We start from the raw sequence: 17,827 nt of genomic DNA on the forward strand, positions 1-17,827 counted from the left end.
GACAAAAACCTAACGGCATTCATTTTTACCCACCCCTCCCAAAAGGAGGAATTTGATAATCCTTCTCTTGGGAGGGGTGGGTTTGTTCAAAGAAGGATAGAAATATGAAGTCTAAAGTATATTTTATAAAAACTGAAAATGGAGAAAAGGTCCCTTCCCTCGCTGAAAAAGCGGGAAAATTGTTTGATTATGCCAATTTTAAGGACGCCATTAAGAAAAATGACATGGTGGCGGTAAAAACAAGTTTCGGCGAAAAAGGGAATATCGGATACCTCAAACCACCAATTATTAAATCAATTGTCAACAAGGTAAAAGAGCATGACGGGAAACCTTTTTTAATTGAAACAAACACGTTGTACCTGGGGAGAAGGACAAATGCCGTTGATCATATCGCACATGCGCACGAACATGGTTTCAGTTATGAAAGTGTTGGCGCTCCGATCATCATCGGAGACGGCCTTTTCGGAGAACATGATGTGCAGGTAGAGATCAACCAGAAAATGTGCAAATATGCCCATGTTGCGGGAGTGGCAAGGGCGTCCAATGCAATCGTCTCTATTTCCCATGTAACAGGACACCTCGCAACCGGCATGGGGGCAACGTTGAAAAACATCGGGATGGGACTCTCTTCACGCGGTGGAAAATTATCACAACATTCTGGAGTCATACCGCAGATTCTTAAGAAAAAATGCACCACCTGCGGGGTATGCGGAAAGTGGTGTCCGGTTGGAGCGATTAAAATTGGGGAAGAATATGCAATCATTGACCCGCAAATATGCATCGGCTGCGGAGAATGCCTGGCAGTATGCCAGTTTCAGGCGGTAAAGATTGCATGGGACGAAAATGCCGTAAATCTCCAGAAAAAGGTGGCGGAACACTGTCTTGCTCTTTTAAAGGGAAAAGAAGGGAAGGCGGTTTTCTTTAACTTCCTCACGCACATTACCCATCATTGCGATTGTATGGACAAACCCTTTGAGCCTGATATTGCAGACATCGGCATCATCGCCTCATGGGACCCCGTTGCAATTGAAAAAGCGACCACCGATCTAATCAGGGAACACATCGGCAAGGACTTTTTTAAGGAATCCTGGCCAAAAATAGATTACACCGTTCAGATGAATTACGCCCAGGAAATAGGTTTGGGGAGTATGGCGTATGAACTGGTGAGTTGTGGATAAAAAAATTTGCAACACTTTAATCTTTGAAAAAGTAGAGGCGAAGCATTTGCTGTAAATTGTAATAAATGTATCCATACCCAAAATGGCAAATGCTTCGCCCCCTGCTTTTTCAAAAAACCAAATTGTTATATTTCAACGACTTTCACTAATATTTCGACACATTTAATTCTTCCATTTCACCCGTAACCATATATACCGTCCTTTCCGCTATATTTGTCACCCTGTCCGCAATACGTTCCAGATTGTGAGAAACCCATGTAAGGTAGGTTGCCAGATTGATTATCTTTGGATTACCCATCATCAGCAGCAAAAGTTCGTGGTAAATCTGGTCGTGGAGCGCATCCACTTTATCATCTTCATCACATACACTCCTTGCCGCTTCCACATCTCTTTCCATAAAGGCCTTGAGAGATTTTTCCAGCATGGCAATGCCTATCTCCCCCATTCGTGGAATATCAACCAATGGTTTTATCAAAGGTTCCTCGCCAATCATAATATTTATCTTGGCATTGCCCTCCGCATGATCACCCATCCGTTCAAGGTCGGTTATTATGCTCAGAATAGCGGTCAACGTCCTTAAATCCACCGCCAGAGGCTGTTGTGTCGCAATGAGTACAATACATTTCTCCTCAATGTCAAACCGCTTTTTGTTAATCTCCAGGTCTTTTTTTATAATTTCCTTCGATGCCTCTATGTCTCTGGTTTGCAATGCCTGTATGGAATCCTGTATCGCCTGCGAAACCATTTTCCCCATATCAAGCACTTCGTCCTGCAGCGCTTTTAAAGCCTTGTGATATACTTCACGTACCATAACGTCCCCGCCTCCCCTCTCTTTTAAACCGGCAAAACCCGTCCTTTCCCAGCACCATAACATGGCGTAATTGTTCCAGGATACCCTGCGAAATAACCGCTGTTTTTGCAATGAAAATTGTTTTCACGTTTCTACCCGAACCTGCCCGTTATATAATCCTCTGTCCTTTGTTTTTTCGGTTTCGTAAATAATTCAGTCGTATCATCATACTCTACAAGTTCCCCCATCATAAAGAACCCGGTATAATCGGAAACCCTTGCCGCCTGCTGCATATTGTGGGTTACGATAACCACCGTGTAGTCCTTTTTCAGTTCGACAAGCATGTCCTCTATCTTTGCCGTGGCAATCGGGTCTAACGCGGAACAAGGTTCGTCGAGAAGTACAATTTCCGGTTCCATGGCGATTGCCCTTGCGATACACACCCTCTGTTGCTGTCCTCCTGACAGTTCAAGGGCGCTGAGATGGAGGCGGTCCTTTACCTCGTTCCATAGCGCCGCCTTTATAAGCGTCTTTTCGCAGATATCATCCAGTGTATTTTTTTTCTTTATTCCCAATACACGCGGACCGTACACCACATTCTCATAAATTGTTTTCGGGAACGGGTTTGGTTTCTGGAATACCATGCCAACCCGCTTCCTGAGTTCAGTGACATTGACAGAGGGGTCGTAAATGTCTTTTCCGGCAATCTTAATGGAACCCTCAATCCGCACCCCTTCTATAAGATCATTCATGCGGTTTAAACACCGGATTAACGTTGACTTTCCGCATCCGGAAGGCCCGATAAACGCTGTGATCATTTTTTCTGAAATATCCAGGTTTATGCCATTCAGGGCTAAATTGTCGCCGTAATACAATTTCAGGTCTGTAATATTAACTACCGGATTAGGTTTTTTTTTCATTTTACCGGGAGAAATGGTACACCTCTCTTGTTTTCAAAATTACTTCTTTAGAAACATACATCTCTTATACAGATGACATCCTGTATTTTTTTCTCAACTTGTTACGCACTATTATTGCCGTAATATTTAATACCAGCACGCTAAATAGTAATGCAAGGGTTGTGGTATATACCATGGGAATTGCAGCCTCGACATTTGGCGACTGAAACCCTACATCGTAAATGTGGAAACCCAGATGCATAAATTTTCTTTCTAAATGAAGAAAAGGAAAATGATGGTCTATGGGGAGAGAAGGTGCAAGTTTCACAACACCCGTAATCATAAGCGGTGCAACCTCTCCCGCTGCCCTAGCCATTGCCAGAATAGTACCGGTAAGTATGCCCGGGGCGGCCTGGGGAAGCACAACCCGCCATAACGTTTCAAATTTTGTTGCGCCAAGGGCGTAAGAACCTTCCCTTATCGATCCGGGCACGGAAGACAGCCCCTCTTCCGTAGAAACGACCACTACCGGCACCGTTAATAATGCCAACGTAAGCGCTGCCCACAAAATACCGCCCGTTCCAAACGTAGGGGACGGCAATGCAGATTTAAAAAACACATTGTCAATAGTACCCCCTATTAAATAGATAAAAAAGCCAAGCCCGAATACCCCGAAAACAATTGAGGGAACACCTGCCAGATTGTTGACCGAGATGCGTACTATCCGTGAAATAAAATTATCACCGGCATATTCTTTCAGATAGACTGCCGTCAATACTCCAAGGGGAACGACGGCAATACTCATGATAAATACCATCATGACCGTACCAAATATTGCAGGGAATATCCCCCCTTCCGTATTGGCCTCCCTTGGTTCATCGGCAATAAACTCCCACAATTTTGTCAGATAAAAACCTGTTTTTGCGAATACATGCATCGAATTGGGTGTGTACATACGTACTACCTGAAAAACAGGAAGTATTTTTTCTTCTCCACCGGCAAGACGTATGATGAATTCTTTCTCTCTTGCCTTTTGGTAAAGGTTTGAAAGCAAGGCCTCCTTTTCGCGATATATTTTCTCAAGGGCGTCAATTTTTATTTTGACGCCATCCATTTTTTTTTGAACTATATCAGACGGCGGCAGCGACTGTAATTGTTTTACGATAATTCGTTTTTTTTCCATCTGATAGTTAATGTCGCCAATTTCCTTTTTTTCGAGCCGCCTTATTTTTTTGAAAAGTTTTTTATTTTCGTTTATAAACCCCATTGCCCCTTCCGGTTGTATTGCTTCAATCCCGCCGTTCTTTCCTATAATGCCCTGCAAAAACCCATACATATTTCCCCACTCGCGCCTCTCGATGGCAACAGCATCGGCGGGATATTCCAGTAAAACTATTTTGTCATCATCAATCCATCTGAAATCAAGTCCGTAAATATCACGGTTGCCTATTTTGATCTTTGTCCGGTAACCATCTTTTTCGTAGGGAATAGGCTCTTTTTTTGCCACCTCCCCTAAAACCGTTGTCCCGTCTTTGAGATGAAAATGAACAATGGTATGCGGCCAAAATATACCAAGCCCTTTTATCATAATAAGCGTAATCAGCCCGCAAACCATCAAAAGGCATATGGTCAGAGAGCTTGCGGTTAACCACACATATGGATCACCTGACTTTAAAAACTTTTTCATAGTTTACTGTATTTTTTCTTCATCTTTTGCCGGACTACTTCGGCAAGGGTGTTAACAATAAATGTTGTCACAAAAAGCAGAAGTGATGCAAGAAAAAGCACCCGGTAAAGAGTTCCGCCAAACGGCGCTTCGGGTATTTCCACGGCAATATTTGCAGCCAATGCCCTGAATCCGCTGAAAAGATTCCAGTCCATCACAGGGGTATTACCCGTTGCCATAAGCACGATCATGGTTTCCCCCACTGCCCTCCCAAAACCGATCATAACTGCAGAAAAAATAGCCGGGCTTGCGGTGGGGAGCACAATCTTCATCGCGGTTTGCCACGGTGTAGCGCCAAGTGCCAAAGAAGCGAAAATAAGGCTTCCGGGAACATTGCTCATGGCATCTTCTGATATGGTAAAAACAAGCGGTATCACCGCAAATCCCATGGCAAACCCTACTACAACTGCATTTCTCTGGTCATAATGCAGCCCTAAAACATGTAATAACCACTGCCGGTAATCTCCTCCAAAAGCAAACGATTCAAATACCCCCGAAAGGCAAATAGATCCAAAAATTGCGCTGATGATAAATGGTATCAAAAATACCAATTCCACGCCATGTTTGTATTTACTTTTGCAGAATAGAGGAGTCACCTTCCAGATAATCATCGCGGCAGAAATGGAAAGTACAATGAAAAATGGCATAATTACCAAAGCCGGAAAGATTTTTTCAATTAACGGAGCAAGCCATAATCCTGCGAGAAAACCCAGAATCACACTGGGAAGTGCCGCCATTAATTCAATAACAGGCTTGATTACCTTTAAAGACCGGTGGAGAAATTGCGAAGTATAGAGCGCCCCGAATATGCCGATTGGCACGGCAATAAGCAGCGCATACACCGTGCCTTTGATCGTACCGAAGATTAAAGGAATCAGGCTGAACTTTGGCTCAAAATCGTCCGTACCGCCGGTTGATTGCCATATGTATTCAGGTTTTTCGTATCCCTCATACCATACCTTGCCAAACAGTGTCTTTAATGTAGTTTCAGGATGCGGGTTAGAAATGTTCCACAAATATAATGCGCCTGATGCATCGGCTGCCAGGATGCCGTTTGCCTTTTGAGAGAAGGCAAGTGCGGTTACAGGAGAAGACGTTTTCACATTTAACAATGTTTGTTCTGATGTGGCGTGGCGGAGAAGTACCAAACCGTTTGAATCGGCAGTAACAAAACCCTTGTCTCTCACAGACCCGGCAATAGCCACTACCGGGGCGTTATGGGATTGAAACGTATGTATTTTTTTCAGCGACCATCCCGAGAGAGACAATGCATCTCTCACCTTCATCCAGGAGGAAACTTTGCCTTCTGAGTCGCCAATCACCAGTGAAATATCGCCCAACAAAAACCTCATTGCGGAGACGACGCTGCCGGAAACCTTTACCCGTTCCAAAACTACGGGTTCCTCTTTCTCCCTTATGTCAATACATATTACCTCCCCTGAATCTGTGCCGACATAAAGATTATCCATAAAAATGTCAAGGGCAAGGGCAGTTATGGCAATCGTCCCTTCCCGCAGTGGCTGTTCCGTCTGATTATGTATAAAAGGGGTAATTCTACGTAACGATTTTTTAATGAGGCGGGTAATATCCTGGCATAAATCCCTCTTTTCCCCTTCTCCAAAAAGAGAGGTCTCTATTATTGAAGAAAGCAGCAACAACCGGCCATCGTCAGTATGTACCGCAGTAACACTTGTTTCTTCATCCTCCCGCGAAACAATGTGTTTCACTGCAAAAGGCAAAGAATCGCCTTCTTCATTCGTATGAATCGCTTTACGCGAAGAAATTACCGGGGATATTATCCGTTTTCCGTTTTCAAACGATTGGGTAAAACCAATGGAAACCGTTAAAATTCTCCCGTCATCCATTCCCATAACATGATGGTCTTTATATTTGTCAACCGATGTGATATGCGCGTTACCAATCCCGGGAAGATCGTGTTTCCTGATAATACTGCCGTCCCGCAGCGAGACAAATTCTGTTTTGCCATTATTATACACGACATACGCAATCTCCAGATGTTCATCAGCGCCAATACAAACCGCCGCCTTACGAATGGCAAATGTATTTTCTTTTACAACCTTCGCTCCTTTTAAAAGGGGAAGGACTTCCATGAAGATAAAGACAAAGAGGGCAAGTATTACAAATATGGTGGCTACACCGCTGCATGTGATCATCCAGCGGGCAGTTTTGTCGGTAAGTTTTCTGCTTTTCAGGCTTTTCATATGCGAACAAACAGTGCGGTCTAAAAGAAAACCACCCCTCTTCCCTAATTTTCAGTTTCTTAGGAATACAAAGGGGTGATTATTAAAACAATTTGATTGAATGCAGATATTGAGAATCGCAATGATGGATGCTATTCTATTTTTTTCAGTTCTTTTTCCACAACTGACGACGGCAATGGCATATATCCATCTTTTATCACTATTTGCTGGCCCTCATTGCTCAGGATAAATCTGACAAATTCTCGAATCAGAGGGTCAAGAGGCTGCCCCGGTTTTTTGTTAATATAGATATAGAGAAATCGTGCAAGGGGATAAGAACCGTTCAGCACGTTCTCTGATTTTGCCTCTACAAAATGCCTTCCCTCTTTCAACGCAACAGGCACGGTTTTGATACCCGATGTCTGATATCCTATACCGCTATATCCGATGCTATAACGGTCTTCAGTAATCCCCTGAACCACAGAGGCAGAACCAGGCTGTTCTTTTACCGTATTTTTAAAATCTCCTTTAAAAAGTGCATGTTCCTTGAAATAACCGTAGGTGCCGGAAGCGGAATTGCGCCCATAAAGACTTATCGGTTTTGACGCCCAATCTGCCGTCAGCCCAAGTTGTCCCCAGGTCTTAATATCTTCTTTATATCCGCCTCTTCTGGTACTTGAAAAAATCGCGTCTATCTGCGGCAGGCTCAGGCCTTTTATAGGATTATCCTTGTTTACATATACCGCCAATGCATCGAGCGCTGTTCTTATTTCTGTTGGTTTGTAACCATACTTTTTTTCAAATGCATCGATTTCCGTTGGTTTCATAGCCCTGCTCATCGGGCCAATCTGTGCTGTCCCTGAAATCAGCGCAGGAGGCGCTGTTGTAGACCCTTTGCCTTCAATCTGTACCTTCACGTTGGGGTATAACCTATTGAAACCCTCTGCCCAAAACGTCATGAGGTTATTCATGGTATCAGAACCGATGCTGTTCAGATTTCCCGAGACACCGCCTATCTTTGCATAGGATTTAATCTCCGGTTCAGCCGTTAATGGTTCTTCGGCATAGGCCGCACCTATTATTCCCCAACTTGCAATAGTTAACAATAACAATAATTTTTTCATCATTATAATCATTCCTCCTTAAATTATATGAGCGATATATTACTCGAATTTATATTGAAAATCGACTTATTTTTCTCCTTTTTAGAACATAATCTGGTATTGTACCCGTACCCTATTCTCCTCTTTATCCTCTTCTTCCCCCTCTGTTACAAGATGCCCGAAGTCCGCCTGAATTTTTGAGCGATGGCCGCGAAAGTAATAATTGACTCCAAAAGTATACTCTCGTTGAATATCATTTGAAATATCGTCATCGGGGTCTATCACGGAGTAACGTCCGGCAAGTTCCAGTTTTTTAGGTAATACAAAGTAACCAAGTTGCGTATGAAAGCCTTCTGATTCCAGGGATTCCCCGCCTGATTCAGGATCTCTTGACATAAGATAATATTCATTATTCCAGGAAATCCCTTTATATACTAATCCGCAATCAACTACACCCGTAATGTTGTCATAATCTTCCTCTTTAACATCTTTTCGTTTACCATTAAAGGCAACGGATGCGCCAATGGTTGCTTTTAATGTATCGGAATAAGCCAAATCGGTTTCATCATAATAGTTATACTTTCCAAACGGATTATACCGGGCGTTCAGAACAAACATAAGTTCATTGTCAAAATTTTCCTTGCCCTGAAACCAGTCCGCCTGATCCTCTCCCGCCCCCTGAAACACCGCTGCGTGATATTCCATATATCCGTCAAAGGGTTTTCCATACAAATCTACACCGTAATCACGGTCCTGGTCAAAGAACTCGCTGGCAATAGACCTTTCCTGAAGCAAAAGTGTTGCAGAGGATGCTAGCCGCTGCCTGTTAAACGGCACCTTAAAGTAACCAATTTTAGTGTTTAATTCTTCCAAGGGCGTCCAGTATACGTAAAAATCCCTCACCCCTACGTCGAATTTATCCCCGTCTATTTCCACATAATAATGCAGGTCTTTGCTGTAGATATTACCACCAAAATTAAGCCTTGCACGACGGACGTCGATATTTTGTGTATCCGACTCGCCAAAATCATCGTCCTTGTCTTTATATTCATATTGCATCTGCAATCGTCCGCCAATGTTAAGGGAATAATTGCCATCGGTCGTTCTGATACTTAAGGCTGATTTTTTATCGTCCGGCGTATACTCAACGATCATATCGGGCATGCCAACTCCCAAAATTTCTTTGGCCTCATCTGTGGAAAAATAGTCCTGCACTGCCTGCTTTGTCTCTTCTTTCACGACAACCTTGGTTTCCGTGCTGATTATCTCTATACGATTTTTTAAAACATCCATCTGTTCCTGTTGCCGTGCAAATGCCTCTTCCATCAGTTTTAATTGCTGCTTTAATTCTTCTACCTCACTTCTGGCATCGGTACTGGATTCTCCCTGTGCAAACACTATCGGAGATACACCGCCCATGCATAACACACAAAAAACAAAGAAATTTGGTAGCATAAAATTACGCCATTTACGGCCGATCATTTAAAATTTCTCCTTTTAAAAACAACACATATAAAATAAAAAAATACAAACTCTTTTCGGTTTCTCTATAGCACAATCATGCCTGCAACACGTCTTCTGTTATGTCTTTTTGTATTGTTACGATAGGCAACAGACTATAATGAAAACGCAAGGATTATAAATTACAAATATTAAGGCCATATAAAGAAATTATTAAGATTTTGTTAAGATTTTCCATGTATCAGAATTGCCAGAAAAGCGGGATTAACGCGACGGCCGTAATCCAGAGCATCAGGTTAAAGGAAAAATATTTAATGGTGAAATACGAAACGCGAAACAAATTCTAATTTTCAATTTTCAAATGTTCAAAACCAGGTTTTTTATTGGGATTTTGTATTTTTGAATTTGTATCGTATTTCGTACTTCGAATTTCGTATTTTTTCATCTTGCTTGTTTGGTTCTGGCTGCTATGCCACCTTGGGTGTAACAAGGTCAGGCAATGCTTGACATGACAATGAGAAAAGAATATATTCGAATACATGCATTAGTGTATATTGGCAGTGAAAATCTGTTTCTTATCAGTTGTAAAGAAAGGAATAAAAGGTGTGGGACTATTCTGAAAAGGTAAAAGACCATTTTTTGCATCCGAGAAATGTTGGCGATATCGAAAATCCGGATGCTGTGGGAGAAGTAGGCAGTTTAGCCTGCGGTGATGCGCTTAAACTGATGCTGAAAATAGATGCCGGGGGCGTTATATCGGATGTAAAATTTAAGACCTTCGGCTGCGGGAGCGCCATTGCCTCGGCAAGCGCCCTGACAGAGATGATAAAAGGGAAAACAATCGCTGAAGCAGAGAAGGTCGCTGATAGTGATATTGCAGAGTATCTTGACGGTTTGCCTGAACAAAAAATGCATTGTTCTGTTATGGGACGTGAGGCGCTGGAAGCTGCTATTGCGAATTATCGCGGGATAAAGCTGGAGAAAGCTGTTGATGAGGGAACAATTGTGTGTAAATGCTTTGGGGTAACCGACAATAAGATCGCTCATGAAGTCAGGGAGCATAAGCTGACGACTATTGACCAGGTAACAAACTATTGCAAAGCGGGAGGAGGCTGCCAGTCGTGTCATCCTCAAATCCAGGCTATTATCGATGAAATCTGGCACAAGGAAAAAGAGAAAGAAATTATTAAAAAGGTACAGAAACCCGTTAAAAAATTAACGAATATTCAAAAAATGAAGCTTGTGCAGGAGACGATAGAAAGGGAGATTCGCCCTGCCCTGCTGGCGGATGGAGGTGATATTGAATTGATTGATATCGACGGCGACCGGGTAATGGTTTCTTTCCGGGGAAGTTGTTCCGCATGCCCGAGTTCGGGAGTAACCTTAAAATCGACGGTAGAGGCTAAATTAAGAGAATTCGTCACCGATACGCTCATTGTGGAGGAGGTAATATCATGAAGGTTGTTTATGCGGATAACAATGCGACTACAAAGGTTGCTCCTGAGGTTTTGGAAGAAATGCTGCCTTTTTTTTCTGAATATTACGGCAATCCTTCCAGCATGCATATTTTTGGCGGTCAGGTTGCAAAGAAAATAGACAAGGCAAGGCAGCAGGTTGCGGACCTCATTGGCGCCGGGCCGGAAGAGATATTATTTACCAGTTGCGGCACGGAGAGTGATAATACTGCGATATTGGGCATCCTCCGGGCGAATCCGGGTAAAAAGCATATTGTGACGTCACGGGTCGAGCACCCTGCGGTTTATAACTTGTGTACATATCTCACCCAACATGGGTATCATGTCACAGAATTGGGGGTAGATAGAAATGGAATGCTCAATGTGGATGAATTGTCTGAAGCGGTGAGAGAAGATACGGCAATTGTGTCTATTATGCATGCAAACAATGAAACCGGCGTCATTTTCCCTATTGAGGAAGTTGCCGGCATTGTAAAACAAAAGGGGTCTTTTTTGCATACCGACGCGGTGCAGGCAGTAGGTAAAATACCGATAAATCTCGCTGATAGTGCAATTGATTTATTGACGCTTTCAGGGCATAAATTACATGCACCAAAAGGGGTTGGTGCCTTGTACATAAGGAAAGGCACATCCATCGCACCCTTTATTATCGGAGGGCATCAGGAGAAAAACCGCAGAGGAGGTACGGAGAATGTGCCTTCTATTATTGGACTTGGCAAGGCATGTGAACTGGCAAAAAAATTTATGCAGGAGGAACAGACAAGGGTAAAACAATTGTGCGACAGATTAGAGAGTGAAATTGTGGCAAAGGCCCCTGATGCGATAATAAACGGTTATAAATCTCCCAGGTTACCCAATACTACAAATATAAGTTTTGAATATGTTGAAGGCGAAGCTATTTTGTTGCTGCTTAATGAGAAGGGAATTTGTGCTTCTTCCGGTTCCGCCTGTACTTCTGGTTCACTGGAACCTTCGCATGTATTAAGGGCAATGGGCATTCCTTTTACCGCAGTACACGGTTCCATCCGGTTGAGCCTGAGCAGATATACGACAACAGACGATGTAGAATATATAATTGAACACCTTCCACCCGTTGTGAGGAGACTCAGGGAAATATCACCATACAACAGGGATTCTAAATTTCAGGGACACGTTTCTGCGGGTTATTGCTAGCGTAATCTATTAGACTACCGAGCGCGACTCGTTCCCAAACCTTGTGCTGAACATAGTGAAGTATCTGTTTGGGAACGTAATGGTGCTGGAAACTATGTGCGCGCAACCGAACGGTTGCAAACATGAACCCGCCTGGCCCGGGAACGAGATCTAAAAAACCAAAGTGTTAACAAAAATGGCAATCGTAACGATTGCCATTTTTGTTTTGTTTTTGTACTGGGAGAAGTTTTCTTACTCTTTATCTGATTTTACAATAATATATTGAGCGTATTCGCCGCGTTTCACAAGCAACAAAATGCCCTTTTTCTTGTCACCCTTCTGCACGGCGCTGTTAAATTCTTCCACGGTAGTTATTTTTTTACGGTTAACTTCCCTGATAATGTCTCCTTCTCTTATGCCTACCATTGCGGCAGGGCCTCCGGGCTGTACCGCGGAGACGATAATGCCTGTTTCATTTTCCAACCCCAGATTTTTTGCAATTTCACTTGTAATATTTTGCACCGTCATACCAAGTTCTTTTTCCGGCAATGTCCCGGCCGGCGCTGAAGCAAACAAATCGGAAGGTTGTTCGCCTATTTTTACTGTTAGTGTTTTTTCATTCCCTTCTCTCAGGACGGTTATCTTCACTTTTTTGCCTGCTTCCGTTTGCGCAACCGTATTGCGCAGGTGATTAACATCCCGTATTGGCTTGTCGTTAAACTTGATTATAATATCACCACGTTCAAGACCTGCTTCTTTTGCCGGGGAATTTTCCTGCACATCGCTGATGATAACGCCTTCTGCGATGGCTACCTCAAATGATTTTGCCAGATCCGGGCTGATATCCTGTATCGCAACACCGAGCCAACCACGCGTGACCTTCCCTTTCTCAATGAGGTCTTTCATGACGATTTTTACCATATTAACGGGTATGGCAAACCCAATACCCTGATAACCGCCGCTTCTGGTAAAAATTGCGGTGTTTATGCCAATCACTTCCCCGCTTAAATTGACCAGCGGCCCTCCGCTATTACCGGGGTTTATCGCTGCATCTGTCTGGATCATATCTTCGTACTGCGCAACACCAACATTAGCCCTTCCCATGGCGCTAATAACGCCCACGGAAACGGTCTGTGATAAACCAAAGGGATTTCCTATTGCAATAGCCCACTGCCCTACTTTAATGGAATCCGAATTCCCTAGCTTTGCAAAAGGCAAATCCTTTCCTTCGATCTTTACAATTGCTATATCCGTTTGCGGATCGGTGCCAACGATTGTGCCTTTAAATTCACGCCTATCTCCGAGGGCAACCGTTAGTTCGTCAGCATTTTCAACAACATGGTTATTGGTGACGATATACCCGTTTTCGCTGTCAACAATTACACCGGAACCTAGTCCCTGAACCTTGAAATCTTCTTCAGGATACCGGGGTTTTAAGTACTTGTCAAAAAAGTCATCTCCAAAAAAATCCCAAAAATCGCGAAATTGCTCCTGTTCCTGTCTCGGTTGAGGTTGGGGATGGTTACGGTCTCTCGGCATTTCACGCTGACGTTCTCTTTTGTGTTTAAAGCTTTTTACTGAAGTTATTGACACAACTGCAGGCTTTACCTGTTCCACCACTTGTGCGAAAATCTTCTCAAAGCTTTGTGCGGCTTCAACTACCGAAGTGTCGCTATTTGTCTTATTTGAAGCGAAGATGATTGATTTTTGGGGCAAACATAAATTTATGCCTGCAAATATCCCCAGAATGCATAGTATGCGTATACAGTTGCTTCGTGCTTTGTTCAACATTTATATGCTCCCTTTTTTTAAATGACTAACGTATAAAATACTGAGCTTCAATTCTATTTTAGGCAGTGTTTTTTGTCAATATAATTCAAAATACCTTGCAGGGCAAAAAGATGCGGACAGCCTTCCTAATTTCTTGCATTATTCTGTTTTCGCTGATATTATCTAAACAGTCATAATTTTCCATTCCGATAACATGCGCCGATATTATTCTCAATTATTTACAAACATCATCTCGCTACTATTGTTACCATCAATTTTTAAAGCAGCGCGTATGGCTTTTTTATGTAAGCACAGGTCGCCTCGTTCTTTCCGGGGAAATCTGAATAATCAATCCTTTCGGGTGTTTTATTTTAAAACTACCGGATACGCTGAATTCAACAATAAACAATGTGCATTTGTTCCTTAATAAAAAATTAAGAAAGGGTGTGGGTATGAAAAAGATTCATGCGGTTATTATTACAGGGATTGTAATCCTTATGTGTATTCAGGTGAAGGCATTTTCATCTGAAGTCTATTTTACTCCTGATGAAATTAAAGAGAAAATCCTTAGCGAGATAGACGCTTGCCGCGAATCTATTGATATTGCCACGAGAAACATCACTTCAGTCGATATAGTAAATGCACTTGCGAAGGCAAAGGAGAGAGGGGTAGAGATAAGGATTGTTATTGACAGAAAACGTTTTCTCTCGAAGGGGATACTATCACAATATTGCGGGGAAAACGGGTTTGCCGTGAAGATATTGATCCAGAAAGGTATTATGAACAATAACTATGCCATCTTTGATTCCAAACTGCTTGCAACAGGGTCTTATCTTTGGCATGAAAAAACAAGCAGGTTTAATTGCGAAAATGTCATTTTTATGGACAAAACTCCTGTATTGGTAAAATATCAAAGAGAATTTGACAGGTTATTTCATAAGGGTAAAGCCTCTCCTCTTAAAAAACAGACGTATATTGCGGAAGAAGCAGAGAAAAAGAGACCTGTAAAAGCGGTATCTGAAAACAGTGAAAAAAAGGCAGTTGAAGGAAAGGTGATAGCTTCAGGGTATGGCATAACAATTACAGAAAATGCGGATGGCTTTATTGATATGAATTTTGAGGAGTTTGATAAAATATTTGGGGTGATAAGCGATTTGTCGGATAATCAAAAGGAAAATTTGTGGCGGAAATGTGAGGGCAGAAAGGTTAAGTGGCGCGGAAGGGTCAAATATATTGGATGGACGATTATTAACGGATGGCTAATGAATACTACTCACGGACATACGAGTGTGGAAACAGACCTGAACCCTGAGCATAAGAAAAACTTTGCCGATGTTAAATATGGCAGTCTGGTAACGTACACAGGAGAACTTGCTTCGCTGGTAACAAAGGTATATCCTTATAAACTGAAAAACGGCAATGTAATCCGAATTGAAGACGATACTTCCAAACCATTAACAAAAGAGGAACTAACCGCTGACCCTTATACGACAGTTTTGTGTCAGGGACCCGGAAAAGAATATATAATAGAAACGCTTGCAGATTTGGAAAGTATGTTTGGCGAAGAGAGCGGTTTTTCCGCAGATCAAAAAAGGGACAAATGGGACAAATTTGAGGGCAAATACCTGAGCTGGATGGGGAAGATCATATACAAGCATCTGGCGGCAGAAAACGATTTGCGCATAGGGTTTGAACAACAGGAGGGCGGCCTGTGCAAATTAGAACTCAAGGTGAAAAAATCAAGAATAGATAATGTATCGGGATTTAATGAGGGTGATACAGTAATCTATCAGGGGATGCTAACCAAAAGGTGGGGATTAGATATCCCTTATATCATAGAAGATGGAGATATATTGACCTTCAAGTAACATGGTATGCGGGCAGGAGCACCATAAGCACTAAGTTGTTTTTGATATTTTTCAGATGGAGTCCAATACGAAAGTCGGCAGTCGGCAATCGAATATTGAACAATTAAACTGGATTTATTTAACAGGGTGAAATATTCGTTATTCATTCGCGTCTATTAGCGTGTATTCGCGGTTAATAAAGTAACCGCGAATACACGCTAATAAACGCGAATATGGAAATTTCATTACACGGTTAAATTAATCCGTGGTTTAGTTGCTTTCTGTTTTTTGCAATGAGGAGATGGTAGTTATGGCAAAAAATGTATTCATAATAAAAAGTCTTCTTTTTTTCATGCTTGCCGTGCTAAACACAGTAGCGTTTGGGGAAGAAAATTATGAAGAGTGTATCAATAAGGGGAATATCCTTATACATAAACAGAACTATCAGGATGCGCTTCACGAGTACGAACGCGCCATTTCCCTGAAACCCGATGCGCCGGAGGCATGGTATAACAAAGCAGCCGTACTTGATTATATGGGTGATTTTGAAAGAGCCATAGAAGCCGCTGATATGGCAGTTCAATCGAAACCTGATTACTGGGAAGCGTGGTATATGAAAGGAAGGGCTTCAGACCACACAGGAAAATATTATGAGGCAATTAAGGCATTCGACAAGGCATTAGAAATAAAACCGGATGCTTTGATGGTTTTATATAACAAGGGAAACGTACATGACCACATAGGCGATATCGAAGCATCGGTAAAGACGTATGACTCTATCCTGAAATTAAAACCTGATGAATATGAAGCATGGAATAATAAAGGATTGGCATTGGCGAGAATTCCGGAAAAAAGGGGCATAGCGCTGGAAGCTTATGATCAGGCAATAAGAATAAATCCGGTATATTATGAAGCCTGGATTAATAAGGGAAACTGTTTCGTTAGGTTGCGCAGGTATGGCGAAGCGATTGATGCATACGATACCGCAATAAAAATAAGGCCTAAGGAACATGCGGCATGGGCGAATAAAGGCTTTACACTCGCTGACATGGGAAAACATGAAGAGGCCGTAGACGCTTTTAATAAAGCAATTGAGCTGAGCCCGGGTTCGTATGCAGCATGGAATGGCAAAGGACTCGCATTGGACTCACTGTCCAGATACGAGGATGCCCTGAAAGCATATGAGAAGACCATTGAGATACAACCGGATTCTTATGGGGCATGGACAAATATGGGGTTGACCTTGTCCCGTTTAAAAAGACATGATGAAGCCGTTGCTGCATATGAAAAGGCATTGATAATACAGCCTGATTCGTATGAAACAATGACGAATAAAGGCTGCGAATTGTTTCACCTCGGAAACTATGTTGAAGCAATAAAGGCATTTGACCGGGCAATAGAATTGCAGCCGGATTACGCGGAGGCTTGGAAAAACAAGGGAAATGCCCTGGCCAGGATGGGGTGGCTTGAAGAGGCGACAGAATCATTTGCAAAGGTAGGACAAATTATTACTGATGAAGAAGCTGTGAACGTTCCCCGTTTATCAAAAATCAAACTGGAAGCGTTACAAAACAACGGCATTGCACTTATCCGTCTCAACAAGTATGCTGACGCCGTAAACGTTTACAATAATGCGTTACGGATTAAAAATGATGATTTTGATGTATGGATGAATAAAGGGATTTCCCATTCATTTTTAAATGAATACGAAGAGGCGTTAACCGCCTTTGATAAAGCGGCGTTATTAGAAAGCAATGCATATGAAGCATTTAATTACAAAGGGTACGTATTGGAAGAAATGGGAAAATATCAGGAGGCGCTTGATGCTTATGACAATGCGCTCCGGTTAAAACCAGACTTTCCTGAAGCAATGAACAATAAGGGACTTTTGCTGGATAACATTGGCAATCACGAAGATGCTGTAAAAATGTATAACAACGCACTACGTATCAACCCCGATTTTGACGCAGTATTATTTAATAAGGCCTGCGCACTTTCATTGCTATCAAGAAAAGAAGAAGCCCTTGATTCATTAGAGAAAGCGGTGCAATTAAATCCCCTGCATAAGAATGCCGCCCGCAACAGCCCTGATTTTATAAAATATAAGGGAGATGCCGGCTTCGGGAAGATTGTAAGTGAATAGTATGGTCAAATAATATAATAATGGTTTTTTGTAACCCTTCGGCTAAGCTCACTACGAAGCCTGAACCACACGTTTTATACTT

The 17,827-nt window shown here is 42.4% G+C and carries 13 protein-coding genes; 5 read left to right on the forward strand and 8 right to left on the reverse strand.

Translation table 11 applies throughout. The annotated features are described in order from the left end of the window. Positions 1-104: 104 nt before the first annotated feature. Entirely contained in the window at positions 105-1,178 is a 1,074-nt protein-coding gene (locus tag KSMBR1_RS03570; protein ID WP_099324097.1) for a DUF362 domain-containing protein, read from the forward strand. A gap of 145 nt (positions 1,179-1,323) precedes the next feature. Here KSMBR1_RS03570 and phoU read toward each other — a convergent pair whose 3' ends face one another. The 7 genes from phoU to KSMBR1_RS03600 form a co-directional block, all read right to left on the reverse strand. After that, on the reverse strand, positions 1,324-1,989 hold the full coding sequence (phoU, locus tag KSMBR1_RS03575) for a phosphate signaling complex protein PhoU (RefSeq protein WP_099326961.1): 666 nt from the start codon (positions 1,987-1,989) through the stop codon (positions 1,324-1,326). Beyond that, complete coding sequence (locus KSMBR1_RS20750; protein WP_157820363.1) at positions 1,979-2,116, reverse strand: hypothetical protein; 138 nt, start codon at positions 2,114-2,116, stop codon at positions 1,979-1,981. The genes phoU and KSMBR1_RS20750 overlap by 11 nt, the downstream gene beginning before the upstream one ends. A gap of 4 nt (positions 2,117-2,120) precedes the next feature. Then, a complete protein-coding gene (gene pstB, locus KSMBR1_RS03580) occupies positions 2,121-2,888 on the reverse strand; it encodes a phosphate ABC transporter ATP-binding protein PstB (protein WP_099324098.1) in 768 nt (255 codons plus the stop codon). Between the two features lie 64 nt (positions 2,889-2,952). After that, a complete protein-coding gene (pstA, locus tag KSMBR1_RS03585; RefSeq protein ID WP_099324099.1) occupies positions 2,953-4,554 on the reverse strand; it encodes a phosphate ABC transporter permease PstA in 1,602 nt (533 codons plus the stop codon). Further along, positions 4,551-6,815, reverse strand: coding sequence for an ABC transporter permease subunit (locus KSMBR1_RS03590; RefSeq protein ID WP_099324100.1), 2,265 nt, complete (start codon positions 6,813-6,815; stop codon positions 4,551-4,553). Before KSMBR1_RS03590 ends, pstA begins: the two co-directional genes overlap by 4 nt. Before the next feature lie 131 nt (positions 6,816-6,946). Next, on the reverse strand, positions 6,947-7,921 hold the full coding sequence (locus KSMBR1_RS03595) for a PstS family phosphate ABC transporter substrate-binding protein (RefSeq protein ID WP_099324101.1): 975 nt from the start codon (positions 7,919-7,921) through the stop codon (positions 6,947-6,949). A 78-nt stretch (positions 7,922-7,999) separates the two neighbouring features. Next, positions 8,000-9,379 (reverse strand): porin, encoded by a 1,380-nt coding sequence (locus KSMBR1_RS03600; protein WP_099324102.1) that lies wholly within the window; start codon positions 9,377-9,379, stop codon positions 8,000-8,002. A 582-nt stretch (positions 9,380-9,961) separates the two neighbouring features. Here KSMBR1_RS03600 and nifU point away from each other — a divergent pair. Both nifU and nifS read left to right on the forward strand, forming a co-directional pair. Then, positions 9,962-10,816, forward strand: a complete 855-nt coding sequence (nifU, locus tag KSMBR1_RS03605; protein WP_099324103.1) for a Fe-S cluster assembly protein NifU — start codon at positions 9,962-9,964, stop codon at positions 10,814-10,816. Beyond that, the gene (gene nifS, locus KSMBR1_RS03610; RefSeq protein WP_099324104.1) at positions 10,813-12,006 is read left to right on the forward strand and encodes a cysteine desulfurase NifS; all 1,194 of its coding nucleotides are present in this window, start codon (positions 10,813-10,815) and stop codon (positions 12,004-12,006) included. Before nifU ends, nifS begins: the two co-directional genes overlap by 4 nt. A gap of 231 nt (positions 12,007-12,237) precedes the next feature. Here nifS and KSMBR1_RS03615 read toward each other — a convergent pair whose 3' ends face one another. After that, on the reverse strand, positions 12,238-13,776 hold the full coding sequence (locus tag KSMBR1_RS03615; protein WP_099324105.1) for a DegQ family serine endoprotease: 1,539 nt from the start codon (positions 13,774-13,776) through the stop codon (positions 12,238-12,240). A gap of 431 nt (positions 13,777-14,207) precedes the next feature. Between KSMBR1_RS03615 and KSMBR1_RS03620 the strand changes: the two genes are divergently transcribed. Further along, entirely contained in the window at positions 14,208-15,623 is a 1,416-nt protein-coding gene (locus KSMBR1_RS03620; protein WP_099324106.1) for a phospholipase D-like domain-containing protein, read from the forward strand. Between the two features lie 289 nt (positions 15,624-15,912). Continuing rightward, positions 15,913-17,745 carry a tetratricopeptide repeat protein gene (locus KSMBR1_RS03625; RefSeq protein WP_169703550.1) on the forward strand — a complete coding sequence of 611 codons (1,833 nt, stop codon included), beginning with the start codon at positions 15,913-15,915 and terminating at the stop codon, positions 17,743-17,745. Positions 17,746-17,827 lie beyond the last annotated feature (82 nt).

It is taken from the genome of Candidatus Kuenenia stuttgartiensis, assembly GCF_900232105.1.
In the GTDB taxonomy this organism is placed as follows: Bacteria; Planctomycetota; Brocadiia; order Brocadiales; family Brocadiaceae; genus Kuenenia; species Kuenenia stuttgartiensis_A.

Excerpts from the sequence above, each read along its gene's own strand:
- KSMBR1_RS03570 (WP_099324097.1), top strand. The coding sequence starts at position 105 with ATGAAGTCTAAAGTATATTTTATAAAAACTGAAAATGGAGAAAAGGTC.
- phoU (WP_099326961.1), bottom strand. The coding sequence starts at position 1,989 with ATGGTACGTGAAGTATATCACAAGGCTTTAAAAGCGCTGCAGGACGAA.
- pstB (WP_099324098.1), bottom strand. The coding sequence starts at position 2,888 with ATGAAAAAAAAACCTAATCCGGTAGTTAATATTACAGACCTGAAATTG.
- pstA (WP_099324099.1), bottom strand. The coding sequence starts at position 4,554 with ATGAAAAAGTTTTTAAAGTCAGGTGATCCATATGTGTGGTTAACCGCA.
- KSMBR1_RS03590 (WP_099324100.1), bottom strand. The coding sequence starts at position 6,815 with ATGAAAAGCCTGAAAAGCAGAAAACTTACCGACAAAACTGCCCGCTGG.
- KSMBR1_RS03595 (WP_099324101.1), bottom strand. The coding sequence starts at position 7,921 with ATGATGAAAAAATTATTGTTATTGTTAACTATTGCAAGTTGGGGAATA.
- KSMBR1_RS03600 (WP_099324102.1), bottom strand. The coding sequence starts at position 9,379 with ATGATCGGCCGTAAATGGCGTAATTTTATGCTACCAAATTTCTTTGTT.
- nifS (WP_099324104.1), top strand. The coding sequence starts at position 10,813 with ATGAAGGTTGTTTATGCGGATAACAATGCGACTACAAAGGTTGCTCCT.
- KSMBR1_RS03615 (WP_099324105.1), bottom strand. The coding sequence starts at position 13,776 with ATGTTGAACAAAGCACGAAGCAACTGTATACGCATACTATGCATTCTG.
- KSMBR1_RS03620 (WP_099324106.1), top strand. The coding sequence starts at position 14,208 with ATGAAAAAGATTCATGCGGTTATTATTACAGGGATTGTAATCCTTATG.
- KSMBR1_RS03625 (WP_169703550.1), top strand. The coding sequence starts at position 15,913 with ATGGCAAAAAATGTATTCATAATAAAAAGTCTTCTTTTTTTCATGCTT.